We start from the raw sequence: 12,851 nt of genomic DNA on the forward strand, positions 1-12,851 counted from the left end.
ATTAGCTTGCATGTCGACATATCTTAAAACGCTGGCGACTGGCGATACAGGCCGTATAGTTGGATTCGATCAATCGGGTGGCGTCTATCGCAAGAAGTTGTTGGCTATGGGTTTAACACCTGGCACCGAATTCACCATTACTCGTTTTGCACCGATGGGCGATCCGGTTGAAATCAAAATTCGCGGTTTTTCATTGTCGCTGCGTAAAAACGAGGCGTCGGTCTTACTTATAGAAAAAGTATGAGTATGGATTTTACTGTTGGCGTGGTTGGTAACCCAAATTGCGGAAAAACCACGCTGTTCAATGCATTGACCGGCTCCAAACAGCATGTCGGCAATTGGCCTGGCGTGACTGTTGAACAAAAAACCGGCGAATACACACACCAAGGCAAACAAATAAGTCTGGTGGATCTTCCCGGCACCTATTCTTTAGAAGCCGATGACGACAGTATCTCCCTAGACGAAAAAGTAGCCCGCGATTACGTGGCTTCCCGCCAAGCCGATCTAATCATTAACATTGTCGATGCCTCCAATATAGAGCGAAATCTTTACCTGACCTCGCAGCTGATAGAAATGCGGGTACCGATGATATTGGTCCTGAACATGATGGATGCGGTAAAAAAACGCGGTATCAAGATCGACATCGAACTGCTCGCCAAACAAATGGCTTGCCCGGTAGTGCCGGTTACTGCGGCAACTGGTGCCGGTATTAAGGAATTACGGGACATTATCAACAAAGCCTGCATCAGCAAACCAATTCCGGCGCTGCAAGTCGACTACCATCCGGCCATAGAAACCGCGGTAAGCCAATTGCAACCGCAATTGTCGCAACAATCCATAGAATTAATTTGCGACAGTCGCTGGCTTGCGCTGCGTTTGCTCGAAAACGACACCTTGGCAAAGCAACTTGCTGGCCCTGAATTGCAAAAAGTTGCCGAACAATTGCGTGCGGACATCGAAGCCCAAACCCAAGACGAAATCGATATACTCGCCGCCGACGCTCGTTATGGATTGGTAAACCAGCTGGTACAAGCCAGCGTCTGTAAGCTCAACGAAATTTCCCGAAGCACCACCGACAAGATTGATAGCGTTGTGCTAAACCGTTTCCTGGGTATCCCCATCTTTTTGTTGGTTATGTATGCGATGTTCATGTTTACCATTAACATCGGCAGTGCTTTTGTCGACTTTTTCGACAAAGCGGTCGGCGCCTTGCTGGTTGACGGATTAAGCGAATTATTAACTGGCATGAATTGGCCTGCTTGGCTGGTTGTGTTAATAAGCAGCGGGATCGGCGGAGGCATTCAAGTGGTGTCTACTTTTATTCCCATCGTCGGCTTTTTGTTCATCTTTTTATCGATGCTGGAAGACTCCGGTTACATGTCCAGAGCCGCCTTTGTGATGGACCGGTTCATGTGCATCATCGGCCTGCCCGGCAAATCGTTCGTGCCTATGATCGTCGGTTTTGGCTGCAATGTGCCCGCCATTATCGCGACCCGAACCCTGGATAATCAGCGTGACCGGGTATTGACCAATTTAATGAATCCGTTCATGTCTTGCGGTGCCCGTCTGCCGGTTTATGCCTTGTTTGCGGCTGCTTTTTTTCCGGTCGGCGGTCAGAATCTGGTGTTTGGTTTGTACTTATTCGGCATTGTAGTGGCGGTGTTGACCGGTTTAATCATGCGCCACACCTTGTTACGCGGCAACCCTACGCCTTTTTTGATGGAGCTGCCCGCCTATCATTTACCCACTTTGCAAGGCGTATACACCAAAACTTGGGAACGCTTAAAAACCTTTATATTCAACGCCGGCAAAGTCATCGTGCCTATGGTACTGGTGTTGAATGTGTTGAATTCTTTGGGTACCGACGGCAGTTTCGGCCAGGAAAATAGCGATAAATCGGTACTAAGCGAAATCGGCCGCGCGTTGACGCCGGTATTTCAGCCCATGGGTATCGCTCACGATAACTGGCCTGCGACCGTCGGCATCTTTACCGGTGTGCTGGCCAAGGAAGCGGTAGTCGGTACACTGGACGCGTTGTACAGTCAAATGGCTGTATCCGATCATTCAGAAGACGAGAAAAGCTTTGATATACAGCAAGCCTTGCTAGAGGCCTGTCAAACGATACCGGATAACCTAACGGCCATTGCCGACAAACTTCTTGACCCATTGGGGTTGGGCATAGCTAATATCTCAGACCAGGCTGCGGCAGCGGAACAGCAGCAAGTCAAACTCGATACCTTCGGCGTCATGCAAGCGCATTTCGACGGCCAAATCGGCGCCTTTGCCTATTTGTTGTTCATTTTGCTGTATGCCCCCTGCGTAGCCGCCACTGCGGCTATATATAAAGAGACCAACGGCAGTTGGGCTTTATTCGTGGTTTGCTGGACTACCTTTGTGGCTTACCTGACCGCCACCCTATTCTACCAAGGCATGACTTATGCCCAGCACCCCAATTCGGCTATCGGCTGGATATTGGCACTAACTCTTATCTTTGCCGGCGTTCTGTTCGTACTGCGTTTTTACGGCGTGCGCCAAACTAGTGGCGTCCCGCAATGATATTGTCCGACTTACGCAGCTATTTGCAGGAGAAACGCCGGGCCACCTTGAGCGATCTTGTTTTGCATTTTCATATGGATGCCGATGCCTTGCGCGGCATGCTGGGCAAGTGGATCAACAAAGGCAAAGTACGATTAAGCCCAGTTGGCTCTTCATGCGGTACCAGTTGCTGCAAATGCGATCCGACCCTGACCGAGATTTACGAATGGGTGGATTAGTGTAGCGAGGCGGTTTAGGCCTCGCCAGGCTAAGCTTGTTTATTGGCCTTCCGCCAACCAACCTTGTAGCGCGTCGATTAACTCTTGCGCTTGTTTTTCGCTGGAAATATTAAATTTGGATTTTTGCTGATATTCGCCGTTACGCTTTTGATAGCGGCGAATACTAAATCTATCCTGGCTATATTGATTCTTAGCCGGTTCCCAATCCTGATAACGGTAAATGACCGTGGCCCACGCGCCCTTACTCAGGATTTTCTTGTCCAGTTCCTTGACAGTTTCAACGCCGCCGTCTTCGTAACTAATGGTTAAATCTTCAACGGTTTCAGCCATATATTTCTCAATGAGGTTAGCAACGGCGCGCAGTCTACCATACAAGAGCGGCCATCAAAATGCCGAATCGCCTAACGTGCAATGAACTCGCCGAAGGCGCGACTGCCCTCCCCTGTTTTAATGGTATTTACCACTTTCAGGGTTTTGGCGTCGATGACGGACACGTTGTTGTCAAACCAGTTGGCAACGTAGACCTTTTGATCGTCCGGATGCGTGCTGATACCTTCCGGCTTATCGCCCACAGCGATGACCTCAATCTGCTTCAATGTGGCGGTATCGACTACCGATACCGTGCTATCGTCCTGGTTCGTAACAAACAATAGACTGTCGTTCAATGCCAATGAAACTGCATACGGTCTGGCGCCGACCTTGATGGTTGCTAGACGCTTCATGCTACGGGCGTCCAAAACAGTCACGTTATCGCTTTCCACGTTAGCGGAATATAGACGTTTACCTTGACTGTCCACAGCAATGCCGAATGGATGCGCGCCGACCTTGGTGGTATTGCGGATTGTCAATTTATTCAAATCGACTTGCGAAATGGAATCGTCGATGCGATTGGCGACATACAGCCAGCGATTGTCCGGACTGACCGTCATGCCAGACGGCGATTTGCCGACGGTAATGGTTTTTATCTTCGCAAAATTTTTGGTATCGAAAACCGTCACCGAGTTTTCATACCAATCGGCGACAAATACCAGCTCGCCCTTTCTATCCGCAGTGATCCCTAGCGATGCCCCTCCGACTTTAACCTTGGTCAAAGTAGTTAGTTTCTCGCCATCCAAAACCGCAAAACCGCCGCCTTCCGGGGTGCTGATGTATACCTGTTTCTTCGCTTGATTCAGCGCAACGCCGGCAGGCTTACCCTCTACTTTGATCGTTTCTATTACTTGTTGGCTTTTTGTATCGATTACCGATACCGAGTTATCTAGCTGATTCGTAATAAAGGCACGCGAATCGGCGCTAGCGCTAGATAGGAATACAGCCAGCAGTGAAAAAACCAAAAACGAATATCTGATGCACATGATGAGAATAACAGGCAGGGGGAGCGAGGGTTCTCGGCGTGAATTACCGAGAACCGGAAACAACAACTTAGCGTTTAATGTCGATCTCAACCGCAGCGGAACCTGAGCCTACTTTTTTGGCAATCGCTTCCAGACCGGTTTTCAGAACATTGCTAACCGCTTTATCGGCAGTTTCTTCGTTCAATTCTGCTGGTGGATTGTTGTTGACATAAGCACGGTAGTAAGTGGCCACCCACTCGATTTCTGCTTTTCCGCCTTTATCGTTCACGGACAATTCTGCCGCATAGTTACCGACTGGCAATACTGGCAGCGGCTCATCTTGGCCGGCATGTTTAATAGTGCCGGTTGAACTCATATCGGTGATTTTGTATTTGTAAGAAAATTTTGCGGCGTCATAGGCTTTTAATTCTTCTGTGATGGTGCCGTTCGCCAAAGTCAACACGCGGATGGCGCCTTTGTTATTGGTACCGTCGCCTTTCACGCTTTTAATGCCTGGGTGCCAAGACATATCGTCGTAGTTCTTGATCAAATCCCACACTTTTGCCACTGGCGCATCGACAGTGATGGTGGCTGTCATTTTTGCTCTGACCGGACCATGAGCATTGGCTAAACCGGCGAACAAAAATAAAACGGTAGAAACGAGTAGCGAGGTTTTTTTCATAACACTTTCCTATGATGGACACATAAAATGGAGCGGGCGATTATAAAATAAAATCTGTCCGCAAGTATTCGCAAAAGCATGTTTGCGGAAATTTTCCCGACTCTGTCCGCCTACCCTCGCGTATTTAATGACTACAGCAACTTTTTTTTGGCACGATTACGAAACCTTCGGCATAGATCCGCAACGCGACCGGCCTTGTCAATTTGCCGGCATCCGCACCGATGATGATTTCAATATCGTCGGCCAGCCTGTCATGGCCTACTGCCGGCCTGCCGATGATTACTTACCGCACCCCGAGGCCTGCCTGATTACCGGTATCACCCCGCAATTGGCGGCAGAAAGAGGTGTTTGCGAAGCGGAGTTTGCCGCCTTGATTAACCAGCAGCTTGTAGAGCCAGGCACTTGCAGCGTGGGTTATAACAGCATCCGTTTCGACGATGAAGTCACCCGCAACCTACTCTACCGTAATTTTTACGACCCCTATGCGCGCGAGTGGCAAAACGGTAACTCGCGCTGGGACATTATCGACGTAGTCCGGGCCGCCAAAGCCTTAAGGCCGGAAGGTATCGAGTGGCCGGTCAATGCCGACGGCGTCGCCAGCTTTAAATTGGAAGAACTCACCAAAGCCAATGGCATCGCCCATGAAGCCGCGCACGATGCGTTATCCGACGTCTATGCGACCATCGCAATGGCCAAATTAATCAAAGAGCGGCAGCCAAAACTATTCAACTATTTATTGACCAATCGATATAAAAACGCTGCGTTAAACCTATTGCAACTCGGCAGCTTTACCCCCTTAATTCATGTCTCCGGTCGGTTTTCGGCGCGGAATAATAGCTTGGCCGTGATCTTGCCTCTGGTACAGCATCCTAGCAATAACAACGAAATCATCGTTTACGACCTTTCGGTCGATCCGGCCCCCTTGCTTGAGTTAAGTGCGGAAGAGATTCAGCAGCGGCTATTTGTTGCCAGCGACGCGCTGCCGGAAGGCGTTGCCAGAATCCCCTTAAAAACCGTACATATCAACAAAGCCCCGGTATTGGCGCCTTTGTCGGTGGTAAGAGCGCCCGACGCCGAACGCTTGCGACTCGATTTAGACCTATGCCGAGCAAATTTGAAGCGGATTCAGACTGCGCCACCTTTAGCGGAAAAGCTGTCGCAAGTATTTACCCGTCAATATCAAGATTCACCTAACGATCCTGATTTGATGATTTACAGCGGCGGATTTTTCAGCAACAGCGACAAAGCTATGATGACGCGAATCAGGCAAGCAAAACCCGAGAAACTTTCGGACTTTGCTGCCGATTTTGATGATGTCCGTTTGCCGGAAATGCTGTTTCGCTATCGCGCCCGGAATTATCCGCATACCCTATCCAGAGAAGACGCCCAGCTCTGGCAGCAATATTGTCGCGACAAACTAAACGGTGTACTTGGGAATGGCGGGCTGACGCTGGATCAGTTCACTGCCAAAATTGCGCTGATGCGGGAGGAGCCCAATGCAAATCAAGCGATACTGAACGAGCTGGCGGCCTACGCGGAAGATCGACGCTTAAAATTTTCGAATTGAGGTTTTTGCCGATTTAAAAGCCGGCAGATTGTTTCAGGAATAAGGCGCTTTTAGCGTTATGCCGTATAATGCAAACCATTTGAGTAAATTTCGACCGAGGCATCATGAGCATTACCCTGTCTAACCGCGTAAAAGCGGTCAAACCGTCCCCTACCCTGGCTATTACCGCCCGCGCCGCCGCGATGCGTGCTGCCGGCAAAGATATTATCGGTCTGGGTGCCGGCGAGCCGGACTTTGATACGCCGGACCATATTAAAGCCGCCGCTATTAAAGCCATTAACTCAGGTTTTACCAAATACACCGCAGTAGACGGTACCGCCGGCTTAAAAAAAGCCGTTATCGCCAAGTTCAAACGCGACAATGGCCTGGATTACCAAGCCAACCAAATCCTGGTGTCCTGCGGCGGCAAACAAAGTTTTTTCAATCTGGCACAGGCACTACTGAACCCCGGCGACGAAGTTATCATCCCTGCCCCATACTGGGTATCCTACCCGGATATGGTGCTGCTGGCGGATGGCGTCCCCGTGATAATAGAAGCCGGTCAAGCGCAAAATTTTAAAATCACTCCTGCACAACTGCGCGCTGCCATTACCCCCAAGACCCGCTTATTGGTGATCAACAGTCCATCCAACCCAACTGGCGCGGCCTACAGCCTGGATGAATTAAAAGCCCTGGGCGACGTATTATTGGATTTTCCCGAGGTGTTGATCGCTACCGACGACATGTACGAGTTGATCCTCTGGAACAAAGGCGAATTCGTCAACATCCTTAACGCTCACCCAGAGTTTTACGACCGCACCATCGTCTTAAACGGTGTATCCAAAGCTTATTCCATGACCGGTTGGCGGATCGGCTATGCAGCAGGACCAGCGCCCTTGATTGAAGCAATGTGCATCATTCAGTCGCAAAGCACCTCCAACCCTACATCGATCTCGCAAGTAGCAGCCGAGGAAGCCCTGAATGGTGATCAAGGCTGCATAGACACGATGATGGTGGAATTCAAAAAGCGTCACGATTATGTGGTCGCCGAACTCAACAGCATTGATGGCATTGAATGCTTGCCCACCGACGGCACCTTTTACGTGTTCCCCAATGTGGAAAAACTGCTGAGCAGACTGGACGGTATCAACGACGATCTGGAATTTGCCGAATTCTTAATCGAAAAAGCCGGCGTGGCCCTAGTGCCAGGCTCAGCATTCGGCTGCCCTGGCCACATTAGAATCTCTATTGCCACCAGCATGACCAATCTGGAAAATGCCTTACTCAGAATCAAACAAGCGGTTTAAGGCCTATTAGGATTTGCCATCGCGAACGGATAAACCGACATTAATTTGCCATTTTTCAATTGACAAATTTAATCAATGCTATAGAATTCGCGGCCTTCGCACTTCATCAGTAAGAAGGCCTCGGTGGCGAAATAGGTAGACGCACGAGACTTAAAATCTCGCGACCGAAAGGTCGTACCGGTTCGATTCCGGTCTGAGGCACCATAAAAATAAAGGACTTTGGTTAACACCCGGTCCTTTTTTTATGCCTAATGATTGCCACGTTCCCTTTGAATAACGCCTCGGTAAAACTGGTTGAGCATGAAGAAAATATTTCACTTTAAACGCAGAAATCCGCCGCTGCTATGGCGTCTCAAGTGGTTTCTAGTTTTAGTCACCATCGGCTGCTTGGAAATACTCCCGGTCCCGGTCACCGACTCAATCCTGATATTTGTCTTAATCTACAGGCCACTGTGGTTCAAAAATGTGGTCAACAAGCTCTATTCTCATCTGCCCTCTGCATCACCAGAGGAAAGCGAGCTATCCTATTTTTCCAAATATCAATTAGATCACCCCAAGCATTTCAATAAGTGACAGTCACCGGCCTTGCTATAGTCTGTGTCGCGTATCCAAGAGCTTTGGAGTTTAATCAAACCCGGCGAACCGCCTGACTGTCAGCGCCGCGCGTTGCTCGATCAGCTGTACGATTTGTTCAATCACCGAGTTTCCGGCGAATTCTTTATTCGCCGATGTCTGCAACCTGCGAGCGACGACTGGTAGCCGTTGGCACAAGCCGAGGATACGTTTTCGGGTTTGTGCCACCGACAATCCCGCCGCTTGGGCAAAGCGATCCCAGTGTCTTGCCTGTACTTCGCTGAATTTGTATTTGCCGCCCAACTGCATCGCCATCTTGGACGTCAGGCTGGGATAAACGGCGGTCGACAATACGTCGTAGAGCGGCGCCAGAACTGCGCCCTTGTCGGCATACAAGATAGAAAAGTTCTTGGCATGGGCGTCGTGGTTGCCGATCAAGGCATTGAAAATGACCGCATCCAGCAGACGCAGTACCTGTGGCGCACTCGGTCGGGTCACGCGGCGGACCAAGTCAAAGCACTGTTCCAAACCCGGTCCACCCTCGTTCTGGTATTTCAGTTCCGGTACCACGCCAAGTGCTTGGCAGAAATCCTCCTGATGCAGTCGCACGCGTTGGCCATTTGCAGCTTGAGTTCTGTCATATCGCTCAACCAGCAGAAATGAACGATCGCGAACGGCACAAATCCTCGACTGTGCGGCCTGGAATTGCATCGCATCTGCCAGTGACATACAGAAACCTTCGTTGATCACACTGTCTTCAACGGCTGAGATGGCCGGTTTAAGAATATGACTACTGGGCGTGCCATTGCGGGGCAGACCGATTCGTTGACCATCAAACACCACCGGTAATTTATCCTGAGCGCCCGCCAACGATAAGCGCAAACCATCCTGACCAGCCAGCATCGGCCGCTGCGGCAATTCATCCAGTAAAGCCAGTACGTCAGAGTCGGATAGCCAGTCTATCTCGTTCGCTGGTTCAGATACAGTGGGTAATCGGTCTGGCGGCAAAAGCGAAACGGCGCCGGCGCATTCACCGCCAATATGATCGAGCAAGGCAAAGTCGTTCTGCTTCGAGACCTGAAACAGGCGTGCGATCAGTTGGCGTAATTTGCCTTCCGGTAACAGGCCGGCAAAAAACGGCCTCGCCTGCAGATCATTGAAAACCTCTACTTGCAACGGTAATGAACAGGACAGAGGGACTGCGTCGGCTTGTTGCAGCCAGTCGGCGCTGTAGCAAAATTGCAGTCTGCCTTCCACCAGAGCCAAATCCCCCACTCGACGATCAAATAAATAAACGGCAAGCAAATAACTCATGGTGCTTCGCTTATATCCGGCAGGCCATCGAGCATGACCTGCCCACCCAGTGCTTCAATAACGCGCATCACCGTTTCCAGACGCACGGTCGGCTTGCCGGCTTCGAGGTCGACGATAAAGCGAACGCCAACACCTGCCGCCAACGCCAATTCGGATTGAGTTAATTCGAGCTGTTTGCGGGCGGCGCGCAGCGCTTGGCCAAGTTGTTGGGTAGAGTGAATGTTGATCATCAGATTTTTCCCGTTCGGGAAATTATTAGGCGAAAACAACCAATATGCAAGTTTAATTTCCCGAACGGGAAATTTAATTTAGAATTTACGATAGACAAGCATTGAAGTTCCCGTTCGGGAAAAATAGCCCCTTTCTGTGTCAAATCTATGTGACTGTGATGGTTAGCGCTGAATGCTGATGATATAACTTAGGCTAACTGCAAGTACGAACCAAAATAAAACAACCGACAGCAAATGACTAGCAAACAGAAAAAAACCAAAGCAACCTGGAAAGACGTTAAATCCAAATTGGCTGACGTCGATCGAGTTGGTCTGATCGGGCTGATACAGGATATATACGCGGCCAATAAAGATAATCAAACGTTTCTGCATGCACGATTCGGGTTGGGCGAGGATATTATTAAACCCTATAAGGACACGATTTCCCGCTGGATTTGCTCGGATGTCATGCGCAATCAACCCATCTCTGTGGTCAAAGCGAAGAAAGCGATTACCGATTACAAAAAGGCGCTCGGTCAACCCGAAGGACTGGCTGAACTATCGGTTTTTTATTGCGAGGAAGTGTTTGTATTCCTGGGTTACTGCGGCATGGACGATGAAGGCTATTTTGATGCCTTAGTGCGTATGTTCGAACAAGCATTGAAATATGTCATGGCCTTGCCGGAAGCCAAACGCCCAGCTTTTATACACAGACTCGAGCAAGTTGCGCTGCAAGGCCCGAATGTCGGCTGGGGTGTTGGCGAAGATATGGCAATATTGTTATCCGAATATGACATTGATGACTAGTAATGCGCTTTTATCCGATCTTCAAGCTGAAAACGCAAGACTGATTGCTTTGCTCGAAGCATATAACAACGAGTACCGCCACCGGTTCCGATACGACTAGGTAAGTAATGAATGGTGGCTTTTGGGTGTATGGAAATGCACAATCGACCCTAAGCCGACAAATAAGATTAAATTGCAAGGGCAGCAAACGGGAAATAAGCTGTCCTTCAAAATGTAAGTACGATTAGCTAACGTAATCGCACATTTCAAGGCCAACACTTCTCCAATTGCTCTATCTATAATTGGAGCAGACTATCAACAACGGGTTGTCATGCACCGAACTCAATCTGCAACAATCAGCAAACAATTTTATTCGTCTATCAAGAGTCCCTTGGCCAAATATCGAAACAGCTTGTGGTGGTGGCTGGTTGCTTCCTGGGTATTTCTTATTGTCATCAGCAAGAAACACGAATACGGCAGGCTTTGGCTTCCGATTGTTTTCACATATGTGGTTGTGGCGATATTCGATAGCATTCTTAAACGCCGATTGCCCGACCACCAACCAATTGTCACATTGGATAACGATGGCATAGAGTCTCAGCTGTTTGCCGGCGCAATTAAACGGCATAGCTGGAGTGAGTTGGTGGAAGCCAATATTTCCAAACTCAATAATTTGCCATTCATACAATTTCGATTACAAGCTATTGTAGGGGTTATTGATGACTCTATGTCCTGGACTGGTATTAACCCCGCGCGACCAGTGCTACCTATATCGTCTTTGTCTACAGAAGATCAAATCGAGTTGCTGGAAATAATCAATCAGCGTTTGGGATTCGCTCGATCAACTATAAAATCCACTGGTAATTCTAGCGTCAGTCAATCGGCCAACAATTTCGCCACTAATCCGCTAGCCGAGGAAAAAGCGTTTCATGATCAGTTGGAGGCTTATGCTCCCATAGCGTGGATCACCTGGTTGCTAATCGGTGTCAACGTATTGGTTTGGATTGCAATGTGGCATGCCGGGGCGAAAATAGAGCAAACGCCATCCGAGCAGCTACTGAGTTGGGGCGGTAATACTGCATTTGATATTCAACGTGGCGAATGGTGGCGACTGGCAACCGCCATGTTTCTCCATGGTAGCCTGATACATTTAGGCATCAATATGGCGGGGCTATATGTCGTTGGTGGGGTGGTGGTGGAACGCATATACGGTCATCTGCCTTTTACACTGATTTATTTAGGTTCCGGTTTGATCGGCAATGGGCTCAGCCTTTATTTTGGTGCGCAACACGCAGTTTCCGCAGGTGCGTCCGGGGCTGTGTTAGGCGTTGCTATTGCGCTAATGATTGGTTTGTATCAACACAGGGAGCGCTTACCAAAAATTTTTAGTAAACGAAGGTTGAGCGGCATAGTGTTGTTTGTTTTTTATGCTTTGCTCTATGGATTTACCAATCGCGGCATTGATAACGCGGCGCATATCGGCGCTATGCTAACTGGTTGCTTATTGGGTTTACTGTTGCCGGAACGCTTGGAAATGGAAAGTTTCAAACACCGCGTCAAAAAACACCTAATAATAGGTCTGTCGTCGACGGTTGTCGCTACAACAGCTTTAGTCTCGATGTCGCCCCGGGCAACATTGAACATTAAATCAGAGCTAACAAATCAAGCCTTATTGATGCAGGGCGCGAATAGTCTGTTTCATGAACTTGTTTTACTTGATCTCGACATAGTTACTTTTCGCAGAGGCCAAATGTCCGCTGCGGAGTTGGACTCAAAGATCAAAAACACTTACCTTTCAGGCTTAAAACAAGCGATACAACAATTATCAGAAGTCAGACTAGCGGAATCGGATCAGCGATTACAGATGTTACAAGAGATGAAACTATCAACAGCTCTATTAGTATCGATCTTCGAACTCGCCCCCTTTCAAAAACCTGGAAGCGGTAAAACTCAGCCAACCGATCTTGAACGTGCAACCCTTATCAAAGACAAGTTAAAGGCAATAACAGCTCGCATATTGCATGAGAGCAAGCACTCCCTTAGGACGAAGTAGCCTTCGGAATCGTTCGCGACCGTTGCGGCAACACCGACTGCTTTTGGCTGGACACTTGCCATTGACGCGTTTGGCTCGTCTGATAGCTTTTGGCCGACCCAAGGCATTCAAAATTTGGCTGGGTTTGTATCGGATTTAGTGGCGGTTTGTAGATGGAGTCGGCCATTCAAGATGTATTTCGTCACATTGCCAATGATTTGGACTGAACGGCGGCGATTGCTCGGGAGATTATTACAGCTTTTGATCTGGGTCGAAAAGTACTGGTCCTGACTG

12 protein-coding genes and 1 tRNA gene are annotated in these 12,851 nt (G+C 49.1%); 8 read left to right on the plus strand and 5 right to left on the minus strand.

Features of this window, described 5'->3' with window-relative positions; all coding sequences use genetic code 11:
* Window positions 1-10: 10 nt before the first annotated feature.
* The 3 genes from G006_RS0100555 to G006_RS0100565 are packed head-to-tail and all read left to right on the plus strand — an operon-like array spanning window position 11 to window position 2,774.
* The gene (locus G006_RS0100555; protein WP_020481201.1) at window positions 11-244 is read left to right on the plus strand and encodes a FeoA family protein; all 234 of its coding nucleotides are present in this window, start codon (window positions 11-13) and stop codon (window positions 242-244) included.
* Window positions 241-2,556, plus strand: a complete 2,316-nt coding sequence (gene feoB, locus G006_RS0100560) for a Fe(2+) transporter permease subunit FeoB (RefSeq protein ID WP_020481202.1) — start codon at window positions 241-243, stop codon at window positions 2,554-2,556. The genes G006_RS0100555 and feoB overlap by 4 nt, the downstream gene beginning before the upstream one ends.
* Window positions 2,553-2,774: a FeoC-like transcriptional regulator gene (locus G006_RS0100565; protein ID WP_020481203.1), complete on the plus strand. Its 222-nt coding sequence runs from the start codon at window positions 2,553-2,555 to the stop codon at window positions 2,772-2,774. Before feoB ends, G006_RS0100565 begins: the two co-directional genes overlap by 4 nt.
* Before the next feature lie 39 nt (window positions 2,775-2,813).
* On the opposite strand, the gene G006_RS0100570 is transcribed toward G006_RS0100565, so the two are convergent.
* The 3 genes from G006_RS0100570 to G006_RS0100580 all read right to left on the minus strand — a co-directional run bounded on the left by G006_RS0100570 (window position 2,814) and on the right by G006_RS0100580 (window position 4,790).
* Window positions 2,814-3,104: a hypothetical protein gene (locus G006_RS0100570; RefSeq protein ID WP_020481204.1), complete on the minus strand. Its 291-nt coding sequence runs from the start codon at window positions 3,102-3,104 to the stop codon at window positions 2,814-2,816.
* A gap of 71 nt (window positions 3,105-3,175) precedes the next feature.
* A complete protein-coding gene (locus G006_RS0100575) occupies window positions 3,176-4,108 on the minus strand; it encodes a YVTN family beta-propeller repeat protein (protein WP_235048804.1) in 933 nt (310 codons plus the stop codon).
* 88 nt (window positions 4,109-4,196) lie between these two features.
* Window positions 4,197-4,790, minus strand: coding sequence for an SRPBCC family protein (locus G006_RS0100580; protein ID WP_020481206.1), 594 nt, complete (start codon window positions 4,788-4,790; stop codon window positions 4,197-4,199).
* Between the two features lie 127 nt (window positions 4,791-4,917).
* On the opposite strand from G006_RS0100580, the gene sbcB reads away from it, so the two are divergent.
* The 3 genes from sbcB (at window position 4,918) to G006_RS0100595 (ending at window position 7,847) form a co-directional block, all read left to right on the plus strand.
* Window positions 4,918-6,357, plus strand: a complete 1,440-nt coding sequence (gene sbcB, locus G006_RS0100585) for an exodeoxyribonuclease I (RefSeq protein WP_020481207.1) — start codon at window positions 4,918-4,920, stop codon at window positions 6,355-6,357.
* A gap of 104 nt (window positions 6,358-6,461) precedes the next feature.
* On the plus strand, window positions 6,462-7,643 hold the full coding sequence (locus G006_RS0100590; RefSeq protein ID WP_020481208.1) for a pyridoxal phosphate-dependent aminotransferase: 1,182 nt from the start codon (window positions 6,462-6,464) through the stop codon (window positions 7,641-7,643).
* A gap of 117 nt (window positions 7,644-7,760) precedes the next feature.
* Window positions 7,761-7,847, plus strand: a tRNA-Leu gene (locus G006_RS0100595).
* Between the two features lie 420 nt (window positions 7,848-8,267).
* Here the strand turns inward: G006_RS0100595 and G006_RS0100600 are convergent.
* A complete protein-coding gene (locus tag G006_RS0100600; protein ID WP_020481209.1) occupies window positions 8,268-9,530 on the minus strand; it encodes a type II toxin-antitoxin system HipA family toxin in 1,263 nt (420 codons plus the stop codon).
* Window positions 9,527-9,760 carry a helix-turn-helix transcriptional regulator gene (locus tag G006_RS0100605; RefSeq protein ID WP_020481210.1) on the minus strand — a complete coding sequence of 78 codons (234 nt, stop codon included), beginning with the start codon at window positions 9,758-9,760 and terminating at the stop codon, window positions 9,527-9,529. The genes G006_RS0100600 and G006_RS0100605 overlap by 4 nt, the downstream gene beginning before the upstream one ends.
* Window positions 9,761-9,994: 234 nt before the next feature.
* Here G006_RS0100605 and G006_RS28995 point away from each other — a divergent pair, with 234 nt between their 5' ends.
* Window positions 9,995-10,546: a hypothetical protein gene (locus tag G006_RS28995; RefSeq protein ID WP_020481211.1), complete on the plus strand. Its 552-nt coding sequence runs from the start codon at window positions 9,995-9,997 to the stop codon at window positions 10,544-10,546.
* Between the two features lie 310 nt (window positions 10,547-10,856).
* Complete coding sequence (locus tag G006_RS26765) at window positions 10,857-12,578, plus strand: rhomboid family intramembrane serine protease (RefSeq protein ID WP_020481212.1); 1,722 nt, start codon at window positions 10,857-10,859, stop codon at window positions 12,576-12,578.
* The last annotated feature ends 273 nt before the right edge of the window (window positions 12,579-12,851 follow it).

Source organism: Methylomonas sp. MK1 (assembly GCF_000365425.1).
Classification (GTDB): domain Bacteria; phylum Pseudomonadota; class Gammaproteobacteria; order Methylococcales; family Methylomonadaceae; genus Methylomonas.

What these genes read in the sequence shown, in the direction of transcription:
- sbcB (WP_020481207.1), top strand. Translation starts at nt 4,918, where the DNA reads ATGACTACAGCAACTTTTTTTTGGCACGATTACGAAACCTTCGGCATA.
- G006_RS0100600 (WP_020481209.1), bottom strand. Translation starts at nt 9,530, where the DNA reads ATGAGTTATTTGCTTGCCGTTTATTTATTTGATCGTCGAGTGGGGGAT.
- G006_RS26765 (WP_020481212.1), top strand. Translation starts at nt 10,857, where the DNA reads ATGCACCGAACTCAATCTGCAACAATCAGCAAACAATTTTATTCGTCT.
- G006_RS0100580 (WP_020481206.1), bottom strand. Translation starts at nt 4,790, where the DNA reads ATGAAAAAAACCTCGCTACTCGTTTCTACCGTTTTATTTTTGTTCGCC.
- G006_RS0100570 (WP_020481204.1), bottom strand. Translation starts at nt 3,104, where the DNA reads ATGGCTGAAACCGTTGAAGATTTAACCATTAGTTACGAAGACGGCGGC.
- feoB (WP_020481202.1), top strand. Translation starts at nt 241, where the DNA reads ATGAGTATGGATTTTACTGTTGGCGTGGTTGGTAACCCAAATTGCGGA.
- G006_RS0100555 (WP_020481201.1), top strand. Translation starts at nt 11, where the DNA reads ATGTCGACATATCTTAAAACGCTGGCGACTGGCGATACAGGCCGTATA.
- G006_RS0100605 (WP_020481210.1), bottom strand. Translation starts at nt 9,760, where the DNA reads ATGATCAACATTCACTCTACCCAACAACTTGGCCAAGCGCTGCGCGCC.
- G006_RS28995 (WP_020481211.1), top strand. Translation starts at nt 9,995, where the DNA reads ATGACTAGCAAACAGAAAAAAACCAAAGCAACCTGGAAAGACGTTAAA.
- G006_RS0100590 (WP_020481208.1), top strand. Translation starts at nt 6,462, where the DNA reads ATGAGCATTACCCTGTCTAACCGCGTAAAAGCGGTCAAACCGTCCCCT.
- G006_RS0100565 (WP_020481203.1), top strand. Translation starts at nt 2,553, where the DNA reads ATGATATTGTCCGACTTACGCAGCTATTTGCAGGAGAAACGCCGGGCC.